Annotated in this window: 30 protein-coding genes; 9 read left to right on the top strand and 21 right to left on the bottom strand. The window is 73.8% G+C overall.

Annotated features, from left to right (window positions below; all coding sequences use genetic code 11):
* Window positions 1–54: 54 nt before the first annotated feature.
* Window positions 55–1,197: a ketopantoate reductase family protein gene (locus ACQPXD_RS11440; protein ID WP_432837508.1), complete on the bottom strand. Its 1,143-nt coding sequence runs from the start codon at window positions 1,195–1,197 to the stop codon at window positions 55–57.
* Between the two features lie 72 nt (window positions 1,198–1,269).
* On the opposite strand from ACQPXD_RS11440, the gene ACQPXD_RS11435 reads away from it, so the two are divergent.
* On the top strand, window positions 1,270–1,581 hold the full coding sequence (locus tag ACQPXD_RS11435) for a Dabb family protein (protein ID WP_432837506.1): 312 nt from the start codon (window positions 1,270–1,272) through the stop codon (window positions 1,579–1,581).
* 22 nt (window positions 1,582–1,603) lie between these two features.
* On the opposite strand, the gene ACQPXD_RS11430 is transcribed toward ACQPXD_RS11435, so the two are convergent.
* Window positions 1,604–2,854: an FAD-dependent monooxygenase gene (locus ACQPXD_RS11430; RefSeq protein ID WP_432837504.1), complete on the bottom strand. Its 1,251-nt coding sequence runs from the start codon at window positions 2,852–2,854 to the stop codon at window positions 1,604–1,606.
* Window positions 2,855–2,908: 54 nt separating this feature from the next.
* Here ACQPXD_RS11430 and ACQPXD_RS11425 point away from each other — a divergent pair, with 54 nt between their 5' ends.
* On the top strand, window positions 2,909–3,484 hold the full coding sequence (locus ACQPXD_RS11425; protein ID WP_432837502.1) for a TetR/AcrR family transcriptional regulator C-terminal domain-containing protein: 576 nt from the start codon (window positions 2,909–2,911) through the stop codon (window positions 3,482–3,484).
* A 23-nt stretch (window positions 3,485–3,507) separates the two neighbouring features.
* Here the strand turns inward: ACQPXD_RS11425 and ACQPXD_RS11420 are convergent, their stop codons facing one another.
* The 9 genes from ACQPXD_RS11420 to ACQPXD_RS11380 form a co-directional block, all read right to left on the bottom strand.
* Complete coding sequence (locus tag ACQPXD_RS11420) at window positions 3,508–4,272, bottom strand: SDR family oxidoreductase (protein ID WP_432837500.1); 765 nt, start codon at window positions 4,270–4,272, stop codon at window positions 3,508–3,510.
* Window positions 4,273–4,347: 75 nt separating this feature from the next.
* Window positions 4,348–5,220, bottom strand: coding sequence for a helix-turn-helix transcriptional regulator (locus ACQPXD_RS11415; RefSeq protein ID WP_432837498.1), 873 nt, complete (start codon window positions 5,218–5,220; stop codon window positions 4,348–4,350).
* Window positions 5,221–5,237: 17 nt separating this feature from the next.
* Window positions 5,238–6,302: a CaiB/BaiF CoA transferase family protein gene (locus tag ACQPXD_RS11410; RefSeq protein WP_432837496.1), complete on the bottom strand. Its 1,065-nt coding sequence runs from the start codon at window positions 6,300–6,302 to the stop codon at window positions 5,238–5,240.
* A complete protein-coding gene (locus tag ACQPXD_RS11405; RefSeq protein ID WP_432837495.1) occupies window positions 6,299–7,459 on the bottom strand; it encodes an acyl-CoA dehydrogenase family protein in 1,161 nt (386 codons plus the stop codon). The genes ACQPXD_RS11410 and ACQPXD_RS11405 overlap by 4 nt, the downstream gene beginning before the upstream one ends.
* Window positions 7,460–7,469: 10 nt before the next feature.
* Window positions 7,470–8,486 carry an LLM class F420-dependent oxidoreductase gene (locus ACQPXD_RS11400; RefSeq protein ID WP_432837493.1) on the bottom strand — a complete coding sequence of 339 codons (1,017 nt, stop codon included), beginning with the start codon at window positions 8,484–8,486 and terminating at the stop codon, window positions 7,470–7,472.
* Window positions 8,483–10,336, bottom strand: a complete 1,854-nt coding sequence (locus ACQPXD_RS11395; RefSeq protein ID WP_432837491.1) for an AMP-dependent synthetase/ligase — start codon at window positions 10,334–10,336, stop codon at window positions 8,483–8,485. Before ACQPXD_RS11395 ends, ACQPXD_RS11400 begins: the two co-directional genes overlap by 4 nt.
* Window positions 10,337–10,438: 102 nt before the next feature.
* Complete coding sequence (locus tag ACQPXD_RS11390) at window positions 10,439–11,482, bottom strand: MBL fold metallo-hydrolase (RefSeq protein ID WP_432837489.1); 1,044 nt, start codon at window positions 11,480–11,482, stop codon at window positions 10,439–10,441.
* Window positions 11,479–12,096 (bottom strand): TetR/AcrR family transcriptional regulator, encoded by a 618-nt coding sequence (locus ACQPXD_RS11385; protein WP_432837487.1) that lies wholly within the window; start codon window positions 12,094–12,096, stop codon window positions 11,479–11,481. The genes ACQPXD_RS11390 and ACQPXD_RS11385 overlap by 4 nt, the downstream gene beginning before the upstream one ends.
* Before the next feature lie 103 nt (window positions 12,097–12,199).
* Entirely contained in the window at window positions 12,200–13,645 is a 1,446-nt protein-coding gene (locus ACQPXD_RS11380; protein ID WP_432837485.1) for an MFS transporter, read from the bottom strand.
* A 102-nt stretch (window positions 13,646–13,747) separates the two neighbouring features.
* Here ACQPXD_RS11380 and ACQPXD_RS11375 point away from each other — a divergent pair, with 102 nt between their 5' ends.
* Together ACQPXD_RS11375 and ACQPXD_RS11370 are read left to right on the top strand one after the other, a co-directional pair.
* A complete protein-coding gene (locus ACQPXD_RS11375; protein WP_432837483.1) occupies window positions 13,748–14,419 on the top strand; it encodes a TetR/AcrR family transcriptional regulator in 672 nt (223 codons plus the stop codon).
* 23 nt (window positions 14,420–14,442) lie between these two features.
* The gene (locus ACQPXD_RS11370) at window positions 14,443–15,624 is read left to right on the top strand and encodes an FAD-dependent oxidoreductase (protein WP_432837481.1); all 1,182 of its coding nucleotides are present in this window, start codon (window positions 14,443–14,445) and stop codon (window positions 15,622–15,624) included.
* A 17-nt stretch (window positions 15,625–15,641) separates the two neighbouring features.
* Here ACQPXD_RS11370 and ACQPXD_RS11365 read toward each other — a convergent pair whose 3' ends face one another.
* Window positions 15,642–16,061, bottom strand: coding sequence for an MscL family protein (locus ACQPXD_RS11365; RefSeq protein WP_432837479.1), 420 nt, complete (start codon window positions 16,059–16,061; stop codon window positions 15,642–15,644).
* A 99-nt stretch (window positions 16,062–16,160) separates the two neighbouring features.
* Here ACQPXD_RS11365 and ACQPXD_RS11360 point away from each other — a divergent pair, with 99 nt between their 5' ends.
* The 4 genes from ACQPXD_RS11360 (at window position 16,161) to ACQPXD_RS11345 (ending at window position 18,037) form a co-directional block, all read left to right on the top strand.
* Entirely contained in the window at window positions 16,161–16,358 is a 198-nt protein-coding gene (locus ACQPXD_RS11360) for a hypothetical protein (RefSeq protein ID WP_432837477.1), read from the top strand.
* A gap of 307 nt (window positions 16,359–16,665) precedes the next feature.
* Window positions 16,666–17,151 (top strand): trehalose-6-phosphate synthase, encoded by a 486-nt coding sequence (locus ACQPXD_RS11355; protein WP_432837475.1) that lies wholly within the window; start codon window positions 16,666–16,668, stop codon window positions 17,149–17,151.
* Window positions 17,152–17,194: 43 nt separating this feature from the next.
* Window positions 17,195–17,599, top strand: coding sequence for an STAS domain-containing protein (locus ACQPXD_RS11350; protein WP_432837473.1), 405 nt, complete (start codon window positions 17,195–17,197; stop codon window positions 17,597–17,599).
* A gap of 210 nt (window positions 17,600–17,809) precedes the next feature.
* Complete coding sequence (locus tag ACQPXD_RS11345; protein ID WP_432837471.1) at window positions 17,810–18,037, top strand: hypothetical protein; 228 nt, start codon at window positions 17,810–17,812, stop codon at window positions 18,035–18,037.
* Here the strand turns inward: ACQPXD_RS11345 and ACQPXD_RS11340 are convergent, their stop codons facing one another.
* Both ACQPXD_RS11340 and ACQPXD_RS11335 read right to left on the bottom strand, forming a co-directional pair.
* Window positions 18,038–19,084 carry a hypothetical protein gene (locus tag ACQPXD_RS11340; RefSeq protein ID WP_432837470.1) on the bottom strand — a complete coding sequence of 349 codons (1,047 nt, stop codon included), beginning with the start codon at window positions 19,082–19,084 and terminating at the stop codon, window positions 18,038–18,040.
* Window positions 19,085–19,237: 153 nt separating this feature from the next.
* The gene (locus tag ACQPXD_RS11335; RefSeq protein ID WP_432837468.1) at window positions 19,238–19,930 is read right to left on the bottom strand and encodes an ATP-binding protein; all 693 of its coding nucleotides are present in this window, start codon (window positions 19,928–19,930) and stop codon (window positions 19,238–19,240) included.
* 125 nt (window positions 19,931–20,055) lie between these two features.
* Between ACQPXD_RS11335 and ACQPXD_RS11330 the strand changes: the two genes are divergently transcribed.
* The gene (locus ACQPXD_RS11330) at window positions 20,056–20,226 is read left to right on the top strand and encodes a hypothetical protein (RefSeq protein ID WP_432837466.1); all 171 of its coding nucleotides are present in this window, start codon (window positions 20,056–20,058) and stop codon (window positions 20,224–20,226) included.
* On the opposite strand, the gene ACQPXD_RS11325 is transcribed toward ACQPXD_RS11330, so the two are convergent.
* The 7 genes from ACQPXD_RS11325 to ACQPXD_RS11295 form a co-directional block, all read right to left on the bottom strand.
* Window positions 20,190–20,555, bottom strand: coding sequence for an STAS domain-containing protein (locus tag ACQPXD_RS11325; RefSeq protein WP_432837464.1), 366 nt, complete (start codon window positions 20,553–20,555; stop codon window positions 20,190–20,192). The two genes, ACQPXD_RS11330 and ACQPXD_RS11325, sit on opposite strands and share 37 nt — an antisense overlap.
* Before the next feature lie 95 nt (window positions 20,556–20,650).
* Window positions 20,651–21,817, bottom strand: coding sequence for a TetR/AcrR family transcriptional regulator (locus ACQPXD_RS11320; RefSeq protein WP_432837462.1), 1,167 nt, complete (start codon window positions 21,815–21,817; stop codon window positions 20,651–20,653).
* 121 nt (window positions 21,818–21,938) lie between these two features.
* Entirely contained in the window at window positions 21,939–23,084 is a 1,146-nt protein-coding gene (locus tag ACQPXD_RS11315; protein ID WP_432837460.1) for an acyl-CoA dehydrogenase family protein, read from the bottom strand.
* A gap of 6 nt (window positions 23,085–23,090) precedes the next feature.
* Window positions 23,091–23,921, bottom strand: coding sequence for an SDR family NAD(P)-dependent oxidoreductase (locus tag ACQPXD_RS11310; protein WP_432837458.1), 831 nt, complete (start codon window positions 23,919–23,921; stop codon window positions 23,091–23,093).
* 32 nt (window positions 23,922–23,953) lie between these two features.
* Window positions 23,954–24,352 (bottom strand): MaoC/PaaZ C-terminal domain-containing protein, encoded by a 399-nt coding sequence (locus ACQPXD_RS11305; protein WP_432837457.1) that lies wholly within the window; start codon window positions 24,350–24,352, stop codon window positions 23,954–23,956.
* Window positions 24,349–24,807 (bottom strand): MaoC family dehydratase N-terminal domain-containing protein, encoded by a 459-nt coding sequence (locus ACQPXD_RS11300; protein ID WP_432837455.1) that lies wholly within the window; start codon window positions 24,805–24,807, stop codon window positions 24,349–24,351. The genes ACQPXD_RS11305 and ACQPXD_RS11300 overlap by 4 nt, the downstream gene beginning before the upstream one ends.
* 3 nt (window positions 24,808–24,810) lie before the next feature.
* The gene (locus ACQPXD_RS11295; protein ID WP_432837453.1) at window positions 24,811–25,986 is read right to left on the bottom strand and encodes a lipid-transfer protein; all 1,176 of its coding nucleotides are present in this window, start codon (window positions 25,984–25,986) and stop codon (window positions 24,811–24,813) included.
* Window positions 25,987–26,075: the final 89 nt, after the last annotated feature.

Raw genomic sequence — 26,075 nt, 5'->3', positions numbered from 1 at the left:
AAGTATGGTCGCGACACGTTTCACAGGGCTGCGGTGTTCAGCAAAGTTCTAGTCTCACTCAACAGCGCTGTCAACGGGCACCGGCCCGGCCAGCTCGGCCAGCAGGTCCCGCACGGCCGGGCCGGGCCGCAGCTCGCCCCGCTCGATGCGCTCGGCGATCGCCACGATCGCGGCGTTGACCGGCGCCCCGCCGGGCACCAGCGCGGCGCCGCCGACCACCCGGCCGTTGATGTCGCCGGTCTCGCTGCGCCGGCCCTTGCGCCAGTCGTGCAGGATCGTCGTGGTGGCGCCGGGCCGCACGAAGCCGGCGTAGAGCGTGTCGAGCAGCAGCTCGGCGATCCGGGCGGGGCCGGCGCCGGTCATGTCCTGCGGGGTCAGCCCGAAGATGGGCAGCGGGCGGTGGCCCAGCGCGGCGCCGACGGCCGCCGCCTCCCGGCCGGCCCGCAGCATGAGCTCCCGCATGCCGGGCACGGCCAGGGCGTCGAGCATGGGCAGGCCGAGCATCGCCGTGCTCGCCAGCGTCGTGGCGTTGCTGACCAGCTTCATCCACTTGGCCGAGCGGATGTCGCCGACCACCTCGACGGTCCCGGCGGCGCGCAGCAGCCCGGCGACCTCCGGCGCCCTCGCGGCGGCGGAGTCGTCCTGCCCGGCGATCTCCGGCGACCTCGCGGCGGCCGAGTCGTCCAGCCCGGCGACCTCCGGCGACCTCGCGGCGGCGGAGTCGTCCAGCCCGCCGAGGGCGAACCACGAGCGCGCCGGCGGCGTGTATCGCCGTACCACTCCCGGATCGACCATCATCGAGGAGACCTCGATGACCGCGCCGAGCGTGCGCCGCGCGCCGACGACGTCGGCGATCACGTCGGCCGTCATCCCGTTCTGCAGGCCGACGACCAGGCCGTCCGGGCGCAGGTACGGCTCGACGAGCTGGCAGGCCCAGCGGGTGTCGTAGGCCTTCATGAGCACCAGAACCAGGTCGAACCGGTCGCGCAGCGTGCACACCTCGCACAGGTGGTGCGCCCGCACGTCGACGGTGACCGTCTCGCCGGGCATCTCGATGCGCAGGCCGGCGCGGCGCATGGCCTCGACGTGCTCCGGCCACTGCTCGATCAGCACCACGTCGTGCCCGGCCCGGATCAGGTCGGCCGCGACCGAGCCGCCGTTCGCGCCCGAGCCCACCACGGCGATCCGCGGACCCATCGCCCACCTCCTCGTCGCCGCGGACTGTACACGAGTGTTGAGTTTGACTCATCACTTTCGTACAGTTGCCCGGTGATCGCTCACCTGGTCATCTGGACCTGGCGGCCGGCGGTGACCGCCGGCCAGGTCGACGAGCTCGTCCGCACGCTGCGCGAGCTCACCGCGCGGATGCCGTCGCTGCACCGGTACGAGTGCGGCCCGGCGCTGGGCCTGCGCCAGGGCGGCGACTTCGGCGTGGTCGCCGTGGTCGCCGACGCCGCGGGCCTGGACGCCTACCTGGACGACCCGCGGCACCGCGACGTGGCGACCCGGGTCATCGGCCCGATGGCGGCCAGCCGCATCGCGGTGCAGATCGAGGTCCCGCCGGCATTCACCGGCGGCTGACCCGCGCCCGCCCGGCCGGCCGTCACGCGAGGTGGCCGTCGGGTCGCACGAGTCCCTCCTCGGTCTCGACGTGCGTGCCGGCCCGCAGCCGCTCGAACAGCGTGCCGCCGCCGGCGAGCCGCAGGTTGCGGACGCGTTTGCCGGTCGCGTAGGCGACGCTCAGCCCGGACAGCCGCTCGGCGAGCTCCCGTGACATGTCGGGCGCGGCGGCGATCAGCCCGCTCAGCACGGACCGCAGCGCCTGCCCCTCGGGCGAGTACGTGGTCATCAGCGCGGTCTGCGCCCGGGTGTGCCGCAGCAGCTCCGCGCCGACCGGGTGGCGCTCCTCGTGGTAGGTGTCGAGCAGCGCCTCGTCCGCGCGGCCGGCGACCACTGCGGCGAGCTTCCAGCCGAGGTTGTGTGCGTCCTGGATGCCGACGTTCATGCCGACGCCGCCGGTCGGGAAGTGCACGTGGGCGGCGTCCCCGGCCAGCAGGACGCGGCCCTTGCGGTAGGCGGCCGCCTGCCGGGTCGCGTTGCCGAACCGGGACAGCCACACGGGGTCGCGCATGCCGAAGTCGGTGCCGGCGATGCGGGTGACCGTCGCCCGGAACTCGTCCATGGTGAGCTCGCCGGGCCAGTCGGGCCGGTTGCCGGAGGGGTCCCCGCCGACGATGCGGTGGATCCCGCCGGGCAGCGGCACGACCATCAGGCCGCCGGCCACGCCGGCGATGCTGGCGAAGCCGCGCTCGGGCGGCGCGCCGAGCACGACGTCGCCGAGCCAGCCCCACGCGGTGGCGTCGGTGCCCGGGAAGTCGATGCCGGCGGCGGCCCGGACCGTGCTGCGGGCGCCGTCGCAGCCGACCACGTAGCGGGCCGCGACGGTCTCGCCGCCGGCCAGCTCGACGCCGCCGCCGGTCAGGCCGGTGACCTCGCGGCCGCGCCGGATGGTCGCACCGAGGCCGGCGGCCCGGGCCTCCAGCAGTTCCTCGGTGCGGGCCTGCAGCAGGGCGAGGGTGAACGGGAAGGGCGTGTCGAGCACCGAGAAGTCCATCCGGTCCGGCAGCCCGCCGAAGTGCCCGTTCGGGATGCGGATGCCCTCGGCCAGGAACGGCTCCACGATGCCGCGGCAGTCGAGGAGCTCGATCGTGCGGGGATGGATCGTGAGCGCCTTGGAGTTGGGGTCGCGGGCCGGCCTGGTTTCCAGCACCGTGACGGACGCCCCGCCCAGCCGCAGCTCCCCGGCGAGCCACAGGCCGGTCGGCCCGGCGCCCACGATGACGACGTCCTGCATGGGTTCCTCCCTTGGTCACTGACCAATACCGGTAGGCCCGAGTACACTAGGTCAGTGACCAAGAGTCAAGCGGATGTGGTACGCGCCGCCCTGGCGATCCTCGACGAGCACGGCGCCGACCATGTGACGATGCGCGCCATCGCGCAGCGGCTCGGCGTCCGGATGAACACCGTGCTGTGGCACGCCAAGAGCAAGGCCCGGCTGCTGGAGCTGATGGCCGACGCGATCGTCGGCGGCATCGCGCTCGACGACCTGCCGGAGCACTGGCGGGACCGGGCCGCCGAGATCGCCCGCCGCTACCGGCGCGGCCTGCTCGCCCACCGCGACGGCGCCGCCGTGGTGGCCGGCACGTATGCGGCCGAGCCGGCCACCCTGGACTTCGCCGAGACCCTGGTCGCCGCGCTGCTCGCCGGCGGCCTCTCGGCAGGGGAGGCCGCCTGGACCTGCTGGAGCCTCGTCTACTTCATCCTCGGCCTGACCCAGGAGGAGCAGGCCCTGCCCGGCCGCTTCAGCGACGACCTGTCCGTGGGCGACCGGCCTGCGCTGCGGCGGGTGCTACCCATGCTGACCGAGGCGTCGTTCGACGGCCGCTTCGAGTTCGGCATCGACCGCCTCCTCCCGCAGCCGTGACGCCTTCCCGACCGGGACGTGGCCTATTTGCCGTGCGGGTCGCTGGCGTTGAGGACCTTCACGACGTGGTCGTAGTCGCCGCGGGCCTCGCCGTAGCGCAGGAACTTCACCCGCTCGACGAGAATCTCCCGGGCGTCGGGCTGCGACTCCAGCAGCGCCGTGGCCTCGGCGATGTACTCGTCCAGCGGCATCGCGGTCGCGGAGTTCTCCTGGCCGGGCAGCAGGGCGGTCCGCACCGCCGGCGGCACCAGCTCCACCACCCGCACGCTGGTGTCGGCCAGCTGTAGCCGGATCGACTCGCTCAGCATGTGGATGGCGGCCTTGGAGGCGTTGTAGCTCGGGGTCGCGGCCAGCGGCGCGAAGGCCAGGCCCGAGGAGACGGTGACGACGGTGGCGTCCGGCTGCGCCCGCAGGTGCTCGATGAACGCGGCGATCAGCCGGATCGGGCCGAGCACGTTGGTGGTGATCACCTGCTCGGCCGAGGCGAGGAACGACCCGGGCCGGTGCCAGTCCTCGACGTTGGCGATGCCGGCCATCGCGACCAGCACGTTGAGGTCGGGGTGGCGGTCCAGGACCTGCCGGACGGCGCCGGCGATGCTCGCCGGGTCGGCGGTGTCGATCCGCACCGTGTCGATGCCGGGGTGCTCGCCGGCGATGCGCTCCAGCGCCTCGGCGCGGCGGCCGCCGACGATGACCGTGTTGCCCCGGGCCCGCAGCTCCAGGGCGAGGGCGAGACCGATACCGGCGGTGGCGCCGGGGACGAAGATGGTGTTTCCGGAGATCTTCACGCCCTCAAGGCTGGCCCGGGCGGCCGGCGGTGAACAGGCGGCGTTTGTCCTAGCGTTGCCGGCACCAGGATCCGCTCACCGCACCGGCGACTCACGCTCCGCGCCGGTCGCGGCGGGCGCGTCCGGCGCGCCGATCACCGACAGCAGCTCGAGCTGGTCGACCGCCTCGGTGCCGGGCGGGGCGGTGAACCACAGGAGCCGCTGCGTGCGGTCCTCGCTCAGCAGCGAGTGGCAGATCAGCTCCATGACGCCCAGCGCCTGGTGCACGAGCCGCTTGCGGTCCCGCCGGCGGACGGCGACGTCGTGGCGGCGCCAGAGCGCGTCGAACTCGGGGCTGTCGCGCCGCAGGGCCGACACGAGCTCGCCGGCCATGGGGTCGGGCCCGCGGCGGCCGACCGCCGCCCGCAGGTCCGCCACGAAGACGCGCGACTGGTGTTCGTGCTCTTCCGGGTGGTACCGCCGGCGAAACGACGGTTCCGTGAACCACCGGTAGATGTCGCTCGCCATCGCGCCCGGGCCGGGATGTGGCCGGCCGAGCAGGGCGACCGCGAGCGGGTTCTGCACGAGGGTCACGCCCAGGTCGGTCATGACCTGTGCCGGGGTGCCCGCCAGCCGGTCGAGCAGGTCCAGCATGGCCGGCTGGATGGTCGCCACCGGGCCCGCGGCGGCCGGGAGGGGGCGGCCGGCGAGGTTGTAGAGGTATTCCCGCTCGTCGGGGCCCAGCCGCAGGGTGCGGGCCAGCGCGTCGAGCATCTGCTCCGACGGCTGGGCGCCGCGGCCCTGCTCGAGCTGGGTGTAGTAGTCGACGGACGCGCCGGCGAGCAGCGCGACCTCCTCCCGCCGCAGGCCGCGCACCCGGCGCCGGGCGCCGGCGCCGAGCCCCACGTCCGTGGGGTCGATCCGGTCGCGCCGTGATTTGAGAAACGTGCCCAGCTCGCCGAGGTCCATCGGTCCAGTTTGCCTGTTCACGGGGGTACCGGCCGGGACAGGGGCGCCGGGTGCTCCTGCGGGTGCCGGGAGAAGCGCGGGGCGGGCATCGCCTGGAGTACCCCCTCGACCTCGACCAGCGACCGCCGGGCGGCCAGGTGTGGGTGGGTGGCGGCCTCGCGCAGCGACAGGACCGGGGCCACGCAGGCGTCGGTGCCGTCGAACGCCGCGGTCCACTCGGCCTGGGTGCGGGTGGCGAACGCGGCGGCGAGCCGCTCGCGCAGGGCCGGCCAGCGGGCCTCGTCCAGCTGGTCGGCGGGGCCGGCGTCGATGCCGAGCACCCGGACCAGCTCGGCGAAGAACTGCGGCTCGATCGCGCCGACGGCCATGTGCCGGGCGTCGGCGGTCTCGTAGACGGCGTAGAACGGGGCGCCGCCGTCGAGCAGGTTGGCGCCGCGCTCGTCGCGCCAGCGCCCGTCGGCGAGCAGGCTGTGGACGATGCCGAGCAGGTGTGCCGCGCCGTCCACGATCGCCGCGTCGACGACCTGGCCGCGGCCGGTGCGGCGGGCCTCCAGCAGCGCCGCGAGCACACCCATGACCAGGTAGGTCGCGCCGCCGCCGAGGTCGCCGACGACGTTGAGCGGGATCTGCGGCGCTCCGCCGGCCGGGCCGATCGCGTGCAGCGCGCCGGTGGGCGCGAGGTAGGCGATGTCGTGGCCGGCGGTGTGCGCGGCCGGGCCGGTCTGGCCCCAGCCGGTCATCCGGCCGTACACCAGCCGCGGATTGCGCTCCCACAGCGCCTCCGGGGCCAGGCCGAGCCGCTCGGCCACCCCGGGCCGGAAACCTTCGATGAGCACGTCCGCGCCGTCGCACAGGGCGGCCAGCCGCTCCCGCCCCTCGGGCGTCTTCAGGTCCAGCTCGACCGTGCGCTTGCCCCGGCCGAGCAGGTCCGCCTCCGGGGCGCGCGGGGTGAGGAAGTTGCCGCCGGGCCGGTCGACCCGGATCACGTCGGCGCCCATCTCGGCCAGGAGCATGCCGGCGAACGGGCACGGCCCGATGCCGGCCAGCTCGACCACGGTGACGCCGTCCAGCGGGCCGGTCACCGCGGCTCCGCCCCGGCCAGGTCCAGCGAGCGGCCGATGATCTCCTTCATGATTTCGGTACTCCCGCCGTAGATGCGGCTGATCCGCGCGTCGAGGAACGCCCGGGCGATGGGGTACTCCAGCATGTAGCCGTAGCCGCCGTGCAGCTGCACGCACGCGTCCACGACCCGGCCCAGCATCTCGGTCGTCCACCACTTCGCCTTCGCCGCGTCGACCGCGCCGAGCGCGCCGGCGTTGAGCTCCAGCACGCAGCGGTCCACGAAGTGCCGGGCCAGCTCGACCTCGGTGGCCAGCTCCGCCAGGCGGAACCGGGTGTTCTGCAGGGCGCCGATCGGCGCGCCGAACACCTTGCGCTGCCGCACGTAGTCCACGGTCCAGTCCAGCGCCGCGCTCGCCTGGGCGACGGCCGACACCGCGATCGCCACCCGCTCGCGGACCAGGTTGCCGGCGAGCCCGGCGAAGCCGGCGCCCTCCGCGCCGAGCCGGTTGGCGACCGGCACCCGCACGCCGTCGAAGAACAGCTCGGCGGTGTCCTGGGCGTGGTTGCCGGCCTTGTCGAGGTTGCGGCCGCGGGCGAAGCCCGGCATGCCGCGCTCGATCACCAGCAGGCTCAGCCCGCGGTGCGGGTGCTCGCCGGTGCGCACCGCGGCCACGACCAGGTCGGCGTTGATGCCGTTGCTGATGAACGTCTTCGCCCCGTCGACGACGTAGTGGTCGCCGTCGCGGACCGCCGTGGTGCGGATGCCGGCCAGGTCGGAGCCGGTGCCGGGCTCGGTCATGGCCACCGCGGTGATGGTCGTGCCCGCGGCGACGCCGGGCAGCCAGCGCCGCCGCTGCTCGTCGTCGGTGAGCTTCAGCAGGTACGGCAGGACGATGTCCGACTGCAGCGACGGTCCGGCGATCGCGCCCGCCACGGCCGCGTCGGCCGCCTCCTCCAGCACGACGGCGTTGTAGCGGAAGTCCTCGACGCCCGCCCCGCCGTACTCGACCGGCACCGCGGCGAACATGCCGAGGTCGGCGGCGGTGGTGAACAGCGAGCGCGGGACGATCCCGGCCCGCTCCCACTCGGCGTAGTTCGGCACGACCTCCTTGTGCAGGAAGGCGCGCACGCTCTCGCGGTACGTCTCGTGGTCGGGTTCGTAGAGCACTCGGCGCATGCTTGCCCTTTCAGAGAACGAGTTCCGCGAGGGTGGCGAGCTTGTCCTCGCCGCCCCAGACGAGCATCGTGGTGACCAGCGAATCCTTCCAGGCGGCCAGCTCGTCGGCGACCTTCGCCGGCGGCCCGACCAGCGCCACCCGCTCGACCATCGGCGTGGTCACGGCGGCGATCGCGTCGGCCCGGCGGCCGGCCAGGTAGGCGTCCTGGATCTTCACGCACTGCTCCTCGAAGCCCATCCGCGCGAAGACCTCGTAGTGGAAGTTGGCGCCGCGCGCGCCCATGCCGCCGATGTAGAGCGCCAGCATCGGCCGCACCCGGTCGGCGGCCTCCTCGACGTCGTCGGCGAACTCGACGCTGACCAGGCAGGCGACCTCGAAGTCGGCGGGCGCCCCGCCGTCGCGGCGGGCGAAGCCCTCCCGGAGGCTCTCGCGGTACAGCGCGTCGTCGTACGGGCAGTAGAACAGCGGGATCCAGCCGTCGGCGATCTCCGCGGCGAGCGCGACGTTCTTCGGCCCCTCGGCGGCGAGCAGGATCGGGATCCGCGGCCGCAGCGGGTGGATCGTCGAGCGCAGCGGCTTGCCCAGCCCGGTGCCGCCGGGCAGCGGCACCGGATAGTGCGCGCCGGACGTCTCGACCACCTCGCGGCGCACGACCCGGCGGACCACGTCGACGTACTCGCGGGTGCGGGCCAGCGGCTGCCGGTACGGCTGGCCGTACCAGCCCTCGACCACCTGCGGCCCGGACACGCCGAGGCCGAGCACCGCCCGGCCGCCGCTGAGGTGGTCCAGGGTCATGGCCGCCATCGCGGTCGCCGTCGGGGTGCGCGCCGACATCTGCACGATGGCCGTGCCCAGCCGCATGCCGGGGGCGGCGCTGCCGTACCAGCTCAGCGGCGTGAGGGCGTCGGCGCCGTAGGCCTCGGAGGCCCAGATCGACTCGTAGCCCAGCCGCTGGGCGCCGGCGATGGCGCCGGCCAGCTCCGGGGCGGGCGAGCCGGCGTAGCCGAGCGAGATCCCGAGCCTCATGCCGCCCTCCCCCGCGGCTCGGCCCGGTCCGGCCGGACGGTCGTGGTCATGGCGGTTGTCCCTTCGCGCGTGGGCGGGTCGTAGAGGGCGTCGATCTCGGCCGCGTACTTGGCCAGGATCGCCTGGCGGCGCAGCTTCATGGTCGGGGTGAGCTCGTCCCCGCCGGGCGCCCACGGGCCGGGCAGGACCGTGAAGGTCTTGATCTGCTCGACCCGGGAGAGCTTCGCGTTGGCCTTGGCCACGCCGTCGCGCACGGCGGCGAGCACCCGCGGGTCGGCGGCGAGCGCGGCGCCGTCCACGCCCGGGCCGGCCAGGCGGCGCGCCGCGTCGGGGTCCAGCGTGATGAGCGCGACCACGTACTTGCGCCGGTCGCCGACGGCCATGACCGCGCCGGCCAGCGGGCAGGCGGCGAGCACCGCGTTCTCGATCGCGCTCGGCGACATGTTCTTGCCGCTGGTGTTGATGATCAGCTCTTTCTTGCGGTCGAGGATCGTCACGTAGCCGCCGGCGTCGACCGTGCCCACGTCGCCGGTGTGCAGCCAGCCCTCGGCGTCGATCGCCTCGGCGGTCAGGGCGGGCTCCCCGCGGTACCCCCGCATCAATGACGGCCCGCGCAGCAGCAGCTCGCCGTCCTCGGCCACGCGCACCTCGAGCCCGGCCATCGGCCGGCCGACGCTGCCGGGCCGGATGGTGCCGGGCTCGTTGATCGCGCCGGCGGCGGACGTCTCCGACATCGCCCAGCCCTCGCACAGCTCGATGCCCAGCGACAGGAAGAACATGACCACGTCCGGGGAGATCGGCGCGGCACCGGTGATCGTGGCCAGCGACTCGTCCAGGCCGAGGCGGCGGCGCATCCGGCGCAGCACCAGCCGGTCGGCGGCGAACCGCCGCGCCCGCAGCGGCCCGGGCAGGCGGCGGCCGGACGTCTCGCGCTCGGCGGCGGCGCGGCCGGTGGCCAGGGCCCAGCGGGCGAGCCGGCGGCGCCTGGGCGGCAGCGCGTCCAGGGACTGCTCGATCGCCGCCTTGAGCCGGTTCCACAGCGCCGGTACGCCGAGGAACACGGTCGGCCGGATGCCGGTGAGCGCGGCCGCGACCTGCCGGCCGTCGGCGACGGTGGTGATCGACGCGCCGGCGGCCAGCGCCAGGTAGTGGCCGAGGTGGCGGTTGGCGACGTGCGCGTCCGGCAGGTAGGAGACCAGCCGGCCCCGGTCCGAGCCGGCGGCCAGGAAGGGCAGCTCCTGCCCGGCGCGCAGGCTGGCCAGCACCGCGCCGTGGGTCAGCTCGACGCCCTTCGGCCGGCCGGTCGTGCCGGAGGTGTAGATGACGGTGGCCACGTCGTCCGGCCCGACGGCCCGCCAGGCGGCGTCGAGATCGGGCACCGGGCCGGGGGCCGCCTCGAGGTCGGCGAGGCGCTCCACGCCGTCGCCGGCGGTGTCGTCGACGCAGACGATCCGCTCGATCGCGCCGCCGGCCGCGCGGATCGCCGGCAGGAACTGGCCCTCGGTGACCACGACCCGGTTGCCGGCGTTGGCGAACAGGTAGGCGACCTGCTCGGGCGCGCTGGTGTTGTACACCGAGAACGGCGTCGCGCCCAGGTGCAGCACCGCCAGGTCGACGAGGTGGAACTCGGGCCGGTTGGTGAGCATCAGCGCGACGGTGTCGCCGCGGCGCACCCCGGCCCGGGCCAGCCCGGCCGCGACGCTGCGGACCCGGTCGGCATAGCCGCGCCAGGTCAGCTCGACGGTGCCTTCGGCGTCGCGCAGGGCGACGCGGTCGGCCTGGGCCGCCGCCGTGCCCTGGAACAGCTCGCACAGGCTGCGTGCTGCAGCCAGCCGGTCAACCGTGTCCACCGCGCCTCCTCGGAACTCCGCCTCGCCGCAGCATGCCCGCCGCGGCCGGGCGGCGGCCATGACCGGGGCGCGCCAAAGGGGGGACCGCGCCGCGCGGCGGTGTCAGTCGCGGGGCAGGCGGTGCCAGCGGGCCGAAGGGCCCTCGACGCGGCGCACGACGCCCGCGGCCACCAGGCGGTGCAGGTGCGCGAGGGTCTCGGCGAGGGCCATGCGGCGCATCACGCCCTGCAGCGTGTCCCAGCCGCGCGACCAGGTCAGCGCGGACGCGACGGCCCAGGTGGTCGGCGACCCCTGAGCGTCGATCACGCCCAGCAGCTCCTGGCCGCGCTCGTCGTGGTGGCGGATCAGGTCGGCGGCGCGGGCGTCGATGCCGCGGAAGCGGTACTCGTGCGCCGGCAGCGCCTCGTCCGCGGCGAACTTGGCGGTCTGCTCCAGCGACGCCAGGTAGGCGCCGAGCGGGTCGCCGTCGGCGGCGGTCTGCACGCCGATGTTGGGGCTGATCCGGGGCAGCATGTGGTCGCCGGTGAGCAGGATGCCGGCGCCGGCCTCGTGCAGGCAGAGGTGGCCGGGCGTGTGCCCGGGAGTCCAGATCGCGCGCACTTCGTGCCGGGCGATCGGCAGCAGGTCGCCGTCCTCGATCATCCGGTCCGGCTCGGCCATGTCGAGGATGCCGCCGATCCGCTCCGGATCCAGGGTCAGCTTCGGCAGTTCCTCGTCGGGTACCCCGTTCTCCACCAGCCAGGCCCGGTCGGTCTCCGGCCGGTGCTCCCGCCACAACCGGCCGGGCAGCGTCCGCGCCTCGATCGGGTGCATGCCGATCCAGGCACCGCTCCGCTCGCGCAGCCATCCGCTGAGCCCGTGGTGGTCGGGGTGCACGTGGGTGACGACGACGCCGGCCACGTCGCCGAGGCCAGCGCCGGCCGCCTCGAGGCCGGCCGTCACCGCCGCCCGGCCCTCGGGGCTGTCCCAGCCGGGGTCGACCACGATGACGCCGTCGTCGTCGAGGAAGGCGTAGCTCAGGGTGTACCGCAGCGGGCTGCGCGGGATCGGCACCGGGATCGACCACACGTCGGGGCGGACCTCTTCGACCGCCGGCAGGACCCCGCGCTGCCAGGCCTCGCGCTGCCCGGTTCCGGTGACGATCATGCGCCGCTCCCCACGGGCGCGGTGACGGCGTGCAGCAGGAAGTCGACCAGCCGCCGGGCGTGGCCCGCCGTGTCGTTGGCCAGGGCCGCGCGCCGGTCCGGCGGGCTGCTCAGTGCGTGCATCATCGCGCCTCCGGTCAGGGTGTCCAGCAGCATGGTGACCGAGGCGGTGCCGGGCAGCTCGCCGCGGGCGATGCCCCGGCGGACGATGGCCCGGGCGGCCCGGATCTGTTCCCGCCGCATCGCCTCGTAGTGCTCGCCGACCCCCGGGATCGCGCCCGCCTCCAGGGCGAGGCGTAGCGCGGCCCGGCTGAAGCCGCCCGCGTAGAGGCCGAGCATCTGGGTGGCCAGCTCCACCAGGTCGCCGTGGATGGTCCCGGTGTCGACGTCGCTGATCCGCGGCAGCCCGTTGACCAGCGCGTCGGTCAGCAGCGCCTCCTTGGTGCTCCAGCGCAGGTAGAGCGAGGCCTTGCCGACGCCGGCGCGGCGCGCGACGGTCTCCATCGCGAATCCGGCCCAGCCCGCGTCGCCGAACACCTCCAGGGCGGCCCGGGCGATCCGGCGGTCCACGTCCGGGTCGCGGGGCCGGCCCGGGGTTGCTGGTGCGGCGCTCATCGCGACCATCCTTCGGCTTGATCGTTCGGCGCGCATTGCTGAACGATTTCCGTCAGGATACAAGTCTCAGTAAGGAGCGCGCCGTGACATGCAGCACCATCCCTTACGCGGAAGTGCCCTCACTGCCGGCGGGGGCCTTGGCGCTGCGGATGGCGGCCCAGATGACGAGCGCGGCGCAGACGGCGGTGAGGGCCACGGTCGCGACGGTGACGGCGTTCTCGAAGGTGTGGGCGCCGGCCGCGCTGGTGCCGATGTCCGCCAGCGAGCCGGCGAGGGCGGCGGCGACGATGGTGCCGGTGACGGCCATGCCGATGCTGGTCGCGACCTCCTGGCTGGTGTCGATGAGGGCGGCGCCGATGGAGGTCCGGTCCTCCGGGAGGCCGCGCATGACGGTGACGGTCGCGATGATCATGACGACGCGCATGCCGGCGGCGGCGAGCACGAGCGCGACGGCGATCCACACGTAGTGGTACCGGCCGAGGAAGGCGTAGAGGAGCAGGCCGGCGATGACCGCCGCCGCGCCGATGGGACCGGCGCGGTGGGTGCCGAGTTTCGCCGCGAACCTCTCCACGAGCGGCCCGATCGCGATCATGGTGACGACCTGCGGGAGGTTGCCGAGCGCGGCCTCCGCCGGTGACCATCCCCAGACCAGCTGGAGCTGGAGCGAGACGCTGAAGGAGAGGGCGGCCAGGCCGAGGCCGAGCGCGGCCTGGTAGGCGAGGCTGGCCGACACCTGCGGGCGCCGGAGCAGGGCGAAGTCGAACATCGGGTGGGCCGTGCGCCGCTCACGCACGACGAAGGCGAGCGCGCCGGCCAGGGCGCCGGCGCCGGCCAGCCAGGGCGTGGCCCGGCTCCATCCGTCCTCGACGGCCAGGGTGGCCGTCCACAGTGCGAGGATGATCGTGACCGTGCCGAGCAGGGCGCCGGGCAGGTCGAGCGGCGCGGGATTGCGGTGGGCCGGGTCGTCGGCCGGGATGCCGAAGCGGATGCACATCGCCGCGAGCACGGCGACGGGCACGTTGAGCGCCAGCAGCGCCGGCCAGGGCAGGACCTGCAGGACCAGGCCGCCCAGGGTGGGTCCCACGGCCAGGCCGACGAGGCCGACCGTGGAGATCAGGGCGGTCGCCCGCATCAGGAGGTTCTCCTCGTCGAACAGGCGGAAGCACAGGGCCATGGTCCCGGGCGCGGTCATGGCGGCGGCGACGCCGATCGCGGCCCGGACGGCGACGAGCTCGCCCGGCGTGCGCACCGCCAGGACGGCGAGGCTGGCGAGGGCGAACAGGCACAGCCCGATCAGCAGCACCCGGCGGGTGCCGAACCGGTCGGCGACGGCGCCGAATGCGATCATCAGGCCGCCGAAGAGCAGTGAGTACCCGGAGGCGATCCACTGCAGGTCCGAGGCCGAGGCGTGCAGGTCGCGCGCGATGGTCGGCAGCGCCACGTTGAGCACGGAGTTGTCGAGCATCTCCACCAGGAAGACGACCGACAGGCCGAGGAGCGCGGGCCACACGGCCCGCAGCGAGGTGGCGCGCGCGGCGTTGACAGTCATCGGGAGACCCCCTTCGGGAAACGGCAATTATTCGGACATACCTCTGGAGCGGCGTTCCAATGCCAGTTTGGATCGGCGTTCCAGGCATGTCAAGATGGGTGCATGGCGACCAGGACGCGGCACACCGAGCGGCGCGAGGACGCCCTCTCCCGGGAGCGCATCGTCGACGCCGCCGTCGAGATGCTCGACACGGCGGGAGAGGGCGGGTTGACCTTCCGCGCGCTCAGCGCGCAGCTGCGGACCGGTCCGGGCGCGATCTACTGGCACGTGACGAACAAGAGCGAGCTGCTCGCCGCCGCCACCGACGCCGTCCTCGCCGGCGTGACGACCGCGGACGCCGCCGGGGACACGCCGGAGGCCACGATCCGCACGGTCGCGCTCGGCGTCTTCGACGCCATCGACGCGCACCCCTGGATCGGCGCGCAGCTGGCCCGGGTCGCGTCACAGTCGGCGACGCTGCAGATCTTCGAACGGATCGGGCAGCAGGTCCAGGCGCTCGGCGTTCCCGGCACCGCCCAGTTCGACGCGGCATCGGCGTTGCTCAACTACATCCTCGGCGTCGCCGGGCAGAACGCCGCGAACGCCCGCGCGCAGGAGCCGGGCACGAACCGCAGCGACGTCCTCGGCGCCGAGTCGGCCGTGTGGGCAAGCCTCGATCCCGGCAGGTACCCCTTCATCCGCAACATCGCCGGCCAGTTGCGCGACCACGACGACCGCGCGCAGTTCCTGGCCGGCCTCGATCTCATCCTCGCGGGCATCGCCGGCCTCCGGTAGCAGCCGCCCTTGACAGTTATGGAATGTCGTTCCAGCATGAGTGGAACAACATTCCAGAGGCGGCCTCGACCGCGAAAGGGGCGGCCACCATGCACACCCACGTCACGATCATCGGCGCCGGCCTCGGCGGCCTCACGCTGGCCCGCGTCCTGCACGTCCACGGGATCCCGGCCACGGTCTACGAGGCGGAGCCCTCCCCGACCGCGCGCACGCAGGGCGGGATGCTCGACATCCACGACGACAACGGCCAACCGGCCCTGCGGGCGGCGGGCCTGTTCGACGAGTTCCGCGCCCTCATCCTGGAGGGCCGCCAGGCGATGCGGGTCCTCGACCGGGACGGGACCGTCCTGCTCGACCAGCCCGACGACGGCACGGGCGGACGCCCCGAGGTGCAGCGCGGCGAGTTGCGCCAGGTCCTGCTCGACTCGCTCCCGCCCGGCACCGTCCGGTGGGGGCACAAGGTCAGCGGCGTCCGCGCCCTCGGCGGGGGCCGCCACGAGGTGACCTTCGCCGACGGCACCGGCGTCGTCGCGACCCTGCTGGTCGGCGCGGACGGCGCGTGGTCACGGGTCCGGCCGGTGCTCTCCGACGCGGTACCCGAGTACGTCGGCCGGTCGTTCGTCGAGACCTACCTGTTCGACGGCGACACCCGGCACCCCGCCAGCGCCCGGACGGTCGGCGGCGGATCGTTCTTCGCGCTCGCGCCGGGCAAGGGGATCCAGGCCCACCGGGAGAGCGGCGGGACCCTCCACACCTACGTGGCGCTGTCCAAGCCGCAGGACTGGTTCGCCGGCATCGACTTCACCGATACCGCCGCAGCGACCGCGCGGATCGCGCGCGAGTTCGACGGCTGGGCGCCGGAGCTCACCGCGCTGATCACCGACAGCGACACCGCGCCGGTCCTGCGCGTCCTCAACGCCCTGCCGATCGGGCACCGGTGGGACCGGGTGCCGGGGGTGACCCTGCTCGGCGACGCCGCCCACCTCTCGGCCCCGAACGGCGAAGGCGCCAACCTGGCCATGTACGACGGCGCCGAACTCGGCAAGGCCATCGCCGCGCACCCCGGCGATGTCGAGGCCGCGCTCGCCGAATACGAGCGGGCCCTGTTCCCCCGCAGCGCCGAGGCCGCCGCCGACGGCGCCCACATGCACAATCTGCTGTTCGGCGACGACACGCCCCACAGCCTGATCGGCCTGCTCGCCTGAGGCTCCCGGCGGGTGGCTCAGCCGGTGCGGGTGAGCTCGGTGGTGCAGTGCGGGCACCGGGCCGCGTCGACGTGCAGGTCATTGAGCCGGCAGCTCGGGCAGGTCTTGGTCGGCGGCGGGTCGCCGAAGACGGTCTTGCCGCGCCGGCGCATGTAGGCGCGGTAGGGCACCACGATCAGAAAGTAGACCACGGCCATGAAGATGATGAAGTACACCAGCGCGCCGATGAACCCGCCGAGGTCGATCCGCTGACCGTTGATCGTCCAGCCGACCCCTTTCCCGGCCGCCCCGCCGCCGCCCAGCGCGTTGATCAGCGGCGTGATGACGCTGTCGGTGAACGCCTTGATCAGGGTACTGAACGCCAGGGCCACGACCAGCCCGACCGCGACAACGATCAGGTCGCCCTGCATCAGGAAGTTCTTGAAGCCCTTGAGCACCGGCCTTCTCTACCAAGCCGCCGCGGCCCTAAACCGGTTGACGGCCCGCCGGCGGGGTAGGTCGCACTGGTACGTCCGTCAAGCGTTGGGAGGGGAGCCATGCTGCGCAAAACGGTTGCCCGGTGGGCGGTCGTCGCGGTCGCGGTACCCGTGGCCGTCGCCGGCGCCCGGAAGGTCAGCGAGCGGATCGAGGCCCGGCACGGCCCGACGCGCACCAGCCGCCTGCTCCGCCAGGGCGTGGACACCGCCCAGCGGCTGACCGGCCGCCAGCCGCAGCGCCGCCGCTTCGGCTGGTAGCCCGCCCGGCGTCGTCGTGTCGACCAACGGTTACAACACGGGGTCGCGTGGCGTAGGGGCGGTCGGCGGCGGTGATGTGCGACCGCCGTAGGAGCGCCGGGCTTGCCGGAGCGCGGCCGCCGCGGGGCACTTCGGACTTATGTCTCCGTGATCATGCTCAACCGGCCCAGTGCACCACGCGTTTTTCGTGATCGCGGAGACATACGGTACGCAGGGGTACCGTATGTCTCCGCGATCATGAGAAACCCGGGGTGTCGGCGTGGTCGCTTGCATGATCGCGGAGACTTATGGTCGCTGAATCGGATATATGCCCGAGCTGCCGGGGCGGGCCGAGGTGCTGCGCGGGCTGCTCGGCGCCGACCTCGTGGGCTTCCCACCGACCCCTAACTTCCTGCAGCTGACCCGGGTGCTGCTCGACCTGCGGCCCGACGGCGACCGGGTCGAGGCCGGCGGCCGGACCGTCACCGCCCGGGCCTTTACGATCTCGATCGGCGTCAAGGAGATCGACCGGCTGGCCGCCGACCCGGCCGTGCGCGACCGCGCCCGCCGCCTGCGGCAGGAGCTCGGCGAGTTCACCGGCTCGGCGGCTGAGCTCGGCGACGCCTTCCTGGCCAACCCGCACGACGTGGCCGACCTCAAGCGGGGCGTCCGCGCGGCGCTGCGGGCCGGCCCGGACGACCGGGCGACCCGGATGCGGGCCATGCGCGCCGCGGTGCTCTCCCGCACGGTCGACGACTGGGCCCGGGAGTTCCTCGACGCCCTGCAGCCCGCGAGGAGTGACGCGGGTCACTGACCGGCCGGCTCCCGCGGGCCGGTCGAGCGGGTATCCAACGTATATGGGTGGAACGGCTCCGTCGGAGCCTCCGCATCGCGGCGGCCGGCGGTCGCTGCGGCTCGAGCTGCGGCGGGCGGGGCCGGTCGGCGTGGTGGTCGCCTCGGGCGTGCTCGACATCCACACGATCGCCCTGCTGGAGCGCGAGGTGCTGGAGCTGCTCAGCGCCGGGACGGTGCAGATCGTCGTGGACCTCGCCGGGATCCGCATCTGCGACGCGGCGGCGATGGGCGGCCTGCTGCGGGCCTACCGCGCCGCGACCGCGCTCGGCGGGTCGCTGCGGCTGGCCGGGCCCGGCCCGCTCGTCGCGGAGTCGTTCTCGATCGTCGGCTTCGGCGGCGACGTGCCGGTCTACCGGGGCGTCACCGCCGCACTGGAGCGGGACGAGAGCCGCCGGCTCAAGCCCTGAGCGGGCGGGCGGCGCGGATGGTCGCACACATCACCTTCGCGAGGGCGGCGCAACGCCGGATGAACTGCCGGTTTGGGAACCAGATCACCCGATGATTCACCCCGCCCGCGGTGGGGTAAGGGGCCCGGCAGCGTCGTGGCGGGGCGAGGGGCTCTGCCGCGGCGCGGCGGGGTGAGGGCCCCGCATCCCGTCGCGCAGTTGGAGCGTCCCGTGTCTCATATCGTTCAAGCCGATAGCGTCCTGGCCCGTACCGCCGCCGAACTGCTCGCCCGGCACACCCCGCCCACACACGGCGGCGGCGTGTGCCCGGCCTGCGAGACGCCGGCGCCGTGCTCCACCGCCCGGCACGCCGACCTGGTCCTGGCCGCCGCGCCGGGCCGCTCGGCGCCGGCCCCCGACCTCGCCACGGGCTGGGTGCCGACGCCGCTGGCGGCCTGATCAGTTGCCGTAGGTGATCACCATCGGCGGGGGTTGCAGCGCCATCACCTCGGCCGGCGTCATCAACCGGTGCTTCGACTCCAGCTGATAGAAGATCTTGAAGCCGCCGTACCGGAAGTTGCCGTACCGCTGCATGCCCTGCGCGACCCAGTCGTTGTACTGCTCGGTCTTGGTCTCGATGTCCCCGTCCCAGCCGCCGACGGAGTCCACGTGGACCACGACGTCGACGCGGCTGTCGTTGACCAGGTTCCGCTTGTCGGCGATGAGCGCCTTGCCCGGGTTGTACGGGTCGGTGAGGTCGTCGCCGTCCGGGCGGTACTGGTGAATGATGAACATCTTGCGCGGCACGTGGTACTGCGCCGGCATCTCGGCGACGGCCTGGATGAGCGGGTTGAGATCGGCGGCGCGCACGTTCGACAGGTTCTCGCCGGGAATGCCGTTGCGCCGCGGGAACATCCACTCCGGGTCGACGGCGACGTGCACGAAGGGCAGCTTGAGGTAGTCGGCGAAGGCGTTGAGCTCGGTGAGCGGGTCGGTCCAGCCGAAGTTCAGGTCCAGGAACAGCACCAGGCCGTTGGCCCGGCAGAACTCGACGTAGCTGTCGATGGTCGCCTTGTCGACGTGGTGGCTGTAGGTGCCCACCGGCCCGGGGTAGCGATCGGGGACGCTGACCACCAGGTCGATCCCGGCCACGACCGGATGCGCGGGATCGAGGGCCTGGTACTGCGCGGCCTGGTCCTTCAGCCGGGCCAGCATGTCGGCGCCGAGCCGGTAGGCGGGCCCGGTCGCCGCCGCGCCCGGCACCGCGTAGTAGGCCACGACCCGGCTGGTGGGCAGCGCCGCGCCGGCGCTCGGGTCGAACACCGGCTCGGCCTTCACCGGCGCGGCGGTGGGGGTGGCCTGAGCCCGGGGCGGCGCCGCCGGTTCGCCGGTCTGCGTGATGTACCTGACGAGCGCCGCGACGAGCACGATGCCGAGCGCGAGCGGCACGCCGATGAGCGCGGCTTGCCGCCGGTTGCGACCACGAACATGAGGCTGAGCGGACATACGGGTGGCTGGTCCTTTCGAGGCGGAGTGGGTTGCCTCCGGCCGGACCAGGCCACGTGTCCGCTCGAGTCATGGCCTGTGCCGGAGGCGAGTCCTCCCTGTCCACTCCGCGACCCGCCAAACATCCAAGTTGTTCACGCGCGCGCCCGCGGGTCAGGGCGCGGGGAAATGCAGCCGCACGGTGGTGGTGCCGGCGGCGGAGTGCGTGGTGAGACTCTCGGTGAGCCGGCGGGCCAGCCACAGGCCGTAGCGGGCGTCGGGCGCGGAGGGCCGCAGCGCGAAACCGGCGTCCGGGGGCAGCGGCCGGCCGCCGGCGTCGTCGACCTGGACCACGAGGACGCGGCCGGCGCGCCAGCCGCGCACCCGCACCGGGGCGGCGCCGTGGATCAGGCCGTTGGTGACGACCTCGCCGACGGCGACCATCACGTCGGCGGCCGCGGCGGCCGGGTAGCCCTCGTGTGCCGCCCAGTCCCGGGCGGCGGTGCGGGCCCGGTCCAGGGTCGGGTAGTCGATCACGGTCAGATCCAGCGCCGCGGGCGTGACGGTCAGGCCGTCGAGCTTGAGCACGCCGCACATGTCCAGCACACGGTACGTCAGCGCCCCGCACGTCACGCGCAGGCGACCGCCCGCGGGAAGCGCCCGGTGGCCGCGGAGCAGCGCGTGCACCCCGGCGGCGCCGAACACGGTCACCGCGGTCAGATCCAGCCGGTCGGCGCCGGCGGCGACCTCGCTCACCAACCGGTCGGCGATCTCGGCGCGGTTACCTTCGTCGATGACGCCGGCCAGTGTCAGCGTGGTGCCGTCGCGCGATACGGTGCACCGGGTGGCGCGGAACGAGCCGCTCACCCTGTCATCGTGCCCGTTGGTCCGCGAACGAAACCCGGCGATGGATGAGGGCGGCCCGGGCGCGCGCGGTCTCCGCGCGGGCCACGGCGCCGTGGGTGTGCAGGGCCCGTTCGGCGGTGGTGGCGGTGGCCAGCCGGACCACGAACCGGCCCGGGGTACGCCAGATGTCGATGTCGTCGCAGGCCTGGCGCGGCCAGCACGCCGGCCCGCAGTTCGTCGCCGTCGTCGTACAGCAGGACGTCGTGGTGGTGCGGGCCGCTCACGGCCGCCGCTCACCGGCGTCGGTGACCTGGTAGAGGCGCTCGACGAGCGGCAGCCGGCCGTCGACGTCGATGCGGTCGATGATCGTGCGGGCGTGCTGTCCGGCGGCCACGACGACGCGGTTCGCCACCCCGGCCCGGTCGGCCGCGTCGGCGGCGCGGAACAGGGCCCGGACGCCGGCGGCGGCGATGAACTCCAGCCGGCGCAGGTCGATGGCCACCGATCCGCCGCCCGGGACCGCGCCGAGCGCGTCACCGATCGCCTGGTCGAGGCCGGGGGCGGTGAACGCGTCGAGCGGGCCGATGACGGTCAGGGAGATACCGTCAGGCAGGTCGCCGCGGATCCCCTCGAAGCCGGGTGCCATCGCGCCTCCTGAGCCATCGGGATTCGGCCGGCACGCACGACAGCACTGCCGGGCGGCCCCGGCGGCGGCCGGAGCAGGGCCGATGGCGAGCCGGGTCAGATGGCGAGGACGTGCCGGCAGAGCGCGGCCAGCTCGGCGGCGACGCCCGGGCGGGAACGGATGCTCGGGGTGCGGGCCAGGTCGTTGACGACGGTGAGGGCGGCCTGCACGGTGACCCGGGCGCGCGGGGCGTCGAGGCCGGGGTGGACCTGCCGCAGCAGGTGGACCCACTCGTCGACGTACTCCTGCTGGGCCTGGACCAGCGCCGCCGCCTGCTCACGCGGGATGTTGCGGGTCTCGGTGATGAGCAGGTCCAGCAGGTGCGGGTGCGCGAGGGCGAACCGGCCGTAGTACGACACGAGGCCGTGCAGTGCGCCGACCGGGTCCCGCGCGCCGGCGAGGGTGTCGTCGAGCATGACCTGGAGGTAGCCGTTTGCCCGGTCGAGGGCGACGACCAGCATGGTGGCCTTGTTGGGGAAGTAGTTGTAGACGCTGGACGCGCTGATGCCGACCGACACCGCGACGTCCTCCATGCTGACCCGGGGGTAGGTGCGCTCGGCGAACAGCCGGACCGCCGCACCGAGGAGCCGCTCCCGCTTGGCCGAGCGGCGCAGCCCACCGGCGGGCGGGGCGGGCGCGGGATCGGGCGGCTCGGGCAGCGAGGCCCCCAGCGCGCGGTTCGCCAGCTGGGTGAGCAGCGCGTCGTAGCCGGGGCGGGGCAGGTCGATGGCGTGGAACGACGGGCTGATCAGCACCGCGACCACCGCGGCGCCGATCGGGTCCGCGTGGTGGGCGGGCAGCTCCGGGCGGGCCGCGTGCACGCCGTGGATGAGCCGGCGGCGCGCGTGGCGGATCCGCTCGCGGATGGCGGCCTGCGCCTCCGCGGGCAGGTGCCGCGCCTCGCGCTCCCACAGCACGCCGATGGGGCGCTGGTCGAGGGTGAAGGAGGCCGCGGCGGACAGCGTCCGGGCGAGGTCGGTCTGGGACTCGATCTGCGCGGTGAACCCGTCGACGATGTCCTTGATGACCTCGGCGAGCAGCTCGTCCTTGCCCGCGAAGTGCCGGTAGAGGGCGGACGGCCCGACCGCGACCGCCTCGGCCACGTCGCCGATGCTGACGTGCTCGTAGCCCCGCGCCCCGAACAGCCGGGTCGCGGCGGTCAGGATCAGCTGCCGCCGGTTGGCCGGCCGCGTGCCGCGCGCCGGTCGATCGACGATGGCCATTCCTCGCCTTTCCGCAAGACCGCTCGGCCTTTCCACAAAACCGCTCGAACCTTCCGCAGGACCGCTCGGTCCTTCCGCAGGACCGCTCGAACGTTCCGCCGGACCGCTCGGACCGAACGGCTCAGCCCAGCTCGAGTGAGCGGCCGATGATCTCCTTCATGATCTCGCTGGTGCCACCATAGATGCGCGAGACCCGGGCATCGATGAAGGCCCTGGCGATGGGGTACTCCAGCATGTAACCGTAGCCGCCGTGCAGTTGCAGGCAGGCGTCGACGACCCGGCCCTGCAGCTCCGTGCCGGCGAGCTTCGCCTTGGCCGCGTCGACCGCGCTCAGCCGCCCGGCGTTGAGTGCCAGCAGGCAGCGGTCCACGTAGGCCTGGACGACGTCCACCTCGGTGACCAGCTCGGCCAGCCGGAACCGGGTCGCCTGCAGCGCGCCGATCGGCGCCCCGAAGGCCTGGCGCTGCCGGACGTGCTCCATCGTCCAGCGCAGGGCGGCCGTGGCGTGGGCGATCGACTGGACGGCGAGCGAGAGCCGCTCCTGGGGCAGGTTGCCGACCAGCCCGAGGAACCCGGCGCCCTCCTCGCCGAGCCGGTTGGCGACCGGCACCCGCACGTCGGTGAAGGCCAGCTCCGCCGTGTCCTGGGCGTGCAGGCCCAGCTTCGCCAGCCGGCGGCCCCGCTCGAACCCCGGCATGCCCCGCTCGATCACGAGCAGGCTCAGGCCCCGATGCGGATGTTCCCCGGTGCGTACCGCGGTGATGACCAGGTCGGCGTTGATGCCGTTGGTGATGAAGGTCTTGGCCCCGTTGACGACGTAGTGCTCGCCCTCGCGCACCGCCCGGGTGCGGATGCCCGACAGGTCCGACCCGGCGCCCGGCTCGGTCATCGCGACCGCGGTGACGGTCGTGCCGGAGGCGACGCCGGGCAGCCAGCGGGCTTTCTGCTCCTCGCTGGTCAGGTCCAGCAGGTAGGGCAGGCACACGTCGGCCTGCAGCGCCGGACCGAGCGCGGCCGGCGCCACGCCGGCGTGCGCGGCCTCCTCCGCCCAGACGGCGTTGTAGCGGAAGTCGCGCACCCCGGCGCCGCCGAACCGCTCCGGCACGGCGGCGAAGACGCCGAGCGCGGCGGACCGGACGAACAGCTCGCGGTCCACGATCCCGGCCCGCTCCCAGTCGTCGTAGTGCGGCACGACCTCTTTCTGCAGGAAGGAGCGGACGCTGTCGCGGTAGGCGTCGTGGTCGGGGGTGAAGACGTCACGGTCCATGGGCGCTCACATCGTGAAGCCGCCGCCGCAGACCACGGTCTGCGCGCTGACGTAGTCGGACTCGGGGATGCAGAACATGTACACGGCGCCGGCCGCCTCGGCGGGGGTGCCGGCGCGGCCGAGCGGGATCGACGACTCCATGATCTCCATCAGCTGCGGGCTGAGCCCGACCCGGATCTGGTGGCCCTGCACGTCGATGGTGCTGGAGCCGTCCGCCGGCGCGTCGGTGAGCCGGGTGCGGATCAGGCCGAACGCGACGGTGTTGACCGTGACGTTGTAGCGGCCCCACTCCTTGGCCAGCGCCTTGGTCAGGCCGGTGACGCCGGCCTTGGCCGCGGCGTAGTTGGCCTGGCCCGCGTTGCCGCCCAGCCCGGCGACGGAGGAGATGTTGACGACCTTGCGGCACGGTACCGTCGCGCCGGACTCCCGGGCCCGCTTGACCGCGGCCGCGATGACCGGCTGCGCGGCGCGCAGGATCCGGAAGGGGGCCTTGAGGTGCACGTCGAGGATCGCGTCCCACTGCTCGTCGGTCATCTTCTGGATCACCGAGTCCCAGGTGTAGCCGGCGTTGTTGACGATGATGTCCACGCCGCCGAAGCCGTCGACGGCGGCCTGCACGAAACGCTGCGCGAAGTCGCCGTCGGTCACGCTGCCGGTGCAGGCCAGCGCCCGGCCGCCGGCCGCCTCGATGTCGGCGACGGTCCCCTTGGCCGGGGCCTCGTCGAGGTCGTTGACCACCACGGCGGCGCCGTTCGCGGCGAGCTTCAGGGCGATCTCCCGCCCGATGCCGCGGCCGGAGCCGGTGACGATGGCGACCTTGCCGTCCAGATTTGCCATGTTCTTCCGTTTCCTGGCTAGGTGTGTCGGGGTCAGGAGATGTCGACGAGGGCGGTGCCGGCGAGGGTGACGGTGCCGTCGGCCAGCGTCACCGCGAGCTCGAGCGTGGCCAGGCCGTCCTCGGCCGCGGCCACGGTCGCCCTGCAGACCGGCGCGGCGCCGAGCGGCGTGATCGCGGCGAACCGCACGGACCAGGACCGGATGCGCTCCTGCGGCACCAGGTCGGTCAGCAGCCGCCCGAGGTAGGCCATCGACAGCATGCCCTGGGCGAACACGTCGTCCAGCCCGGCGCTGCGGGCCACGTCGAGATCGATGTGGATCGCGTTGTGATCCCCGCTGGCGCCGGCGAACAGGGCGAGGGTGGTGCGGGAGATCGGCGGCAGCTCCAGCCGCGGGAGCGGGGTGCCGGGCGTGATGTCGGTGAGGTTCACCGTTCCCCCTCCGGATGGCGAACCACGAGCACCGAGCGGCCCTGCGCGACCGGCTCCCCGGCGCGGGTGACGTCGGTCTCGCGGACCAGGAACTCCAGGGCGCCGCCGCGCTTGGCGTAGACGTCGACGATCCGCTGGGTCAGGGTGAGCTGGTCCCCGGCGTAGGCCAGGCGGTGGTAGGTGAAGGACTGCTCGCCGTGCAGGACGAAGCGCAGGTCGACGCCGAGCCGGTCGAGGTATCCGAACGGGTCGGGCGCCTCCAGCTCCAGGCTGAAGAAGAACGTCGGCGGGACGGGCAGGTCGGGGTGGCCGGCGGCGCGGGCGGCGTCGACGTCGAGGTACACCGGGTCGCTCTGCCCGGTCGCGCGGGCGAAGAAGCGCAGGCGGCCCCGCTCCAGGTCGACGGTCAGCGGGTCGAACGGCAGCGCCTTGGCCTTTTCCACGTCGATCGGCACGGCTCAGCCCAGCTTCTCGTAGAGGGTGACGACCGCGGCCCCGCCGAGGCCGATGTTGTGCTGCAGGGCGAGGTTGACGCCCTCGACCTGGCGGTCGCCGGCCTCGCCGCGCAGCTGCCAGGTCAGCTCCGCGCACTGGGCCAGGCCGGTGGCGCCGAGGGGGTGCCCCTTGGACAGCAGGCCGCCGGACGGGTTGACCACGACCCGGCCGCCGTAGGTGTTGTCACCGTCGAGGACGAACTGCTCCGCCGTGCCCTCCGGGGTGAGCCCGAGCGCCTCGTAGCTCAGCAGTTCGTTGGCGGTGAAGCAGTCGTGCAGCTCGGCGACGCGGATGTCGCGCGGGTCCACCCCGGCCGCCGCGTAGACCTGGTCGGCCGCCGACTTGGCCATGTCGTAGCCCACGAGCCGGCCCATGTCGCCGTCGAAGCTCGACGCCGTGTCGGTGGTCATCGCCTGCGCGGCGATCGACACGGACGTCCGCAGCCCGTGCCGGCGCGCGAAGTCCTCGCTGACCAGCACCGCCGCGGCCGCGCCGCAGGTGGGCGGGCAGCACTGCAGCCGGGTCAGCGGGCCGTAGATGTGCGGCGAGGCGAGCACCTGCTCCACGGTCACCGGGTCGCGGAACACCGCGTAGGGGTTGTGCGCGGCGTGCCGGCGGGCCTTGACCGAGATCTGGGCGAAGGTCTCGGGCTTCGTGCCGTACTTCTCCGCATACGCCGCGCCGGCCCCGCCGAACAGCTGGGCGGCGAACGGCGCGTCGCTCTCCCCCTGCTGCCGTTCCGCGACGTCCATGAAGCCGGCGAACGGGCTGGGCCGGTCGGCCCACTTCATGGTCAGCGCGCCGCGCTCCATCTGCTCGAAGCCGAAGGCGAGCACGCAGTCGGCGCCGCCGGCCACCGCCTGGCGGGCCAGCCACAGCGCCGAGGAGCCGGTGGAGCAGTTGTTGTTCACGTTGACCACCGGCCCGCCGGTCAGGCCGACGCCGTACAGCGCCTTCTGGCCGCTGGTCGAGTCGCCGTACACATAGCCGGCGTACGACTGCTGCACCTGCCCGATCTCGACGCCCGAGTCGGCGAGGGCGGCGCGGATCGCCCCGCGCGCCATCACGTCATACGTCTCGCTGCGACTGGGCGTGGCGAAGGGCACCATGCCCACGCCCGCGACCAGGACCCGTCCCATTGCCAGCACCTCCGTCTTACGAACCAATCTTCACTTAGGAGACCAGAGACCTTGACGACAAGCAAGGGCGGGATGACGATGTCGGAATC

Origin of the sequence: Dactylosporangium sp. CA-092794 (assembly GCF_050948465.1) — a bacterium.
Taxonomy (GTDB): Bacteria; Actinomycetota; Actinomycetes; order Mycobacteriales; family Micromonosporaceae; genus Dactylosporangium.
The sequence above is the reverse complement of the archived record's forward strand: the minus strand, read 5'-3'. Positions and strand labels throughout refer to the sequence as shown.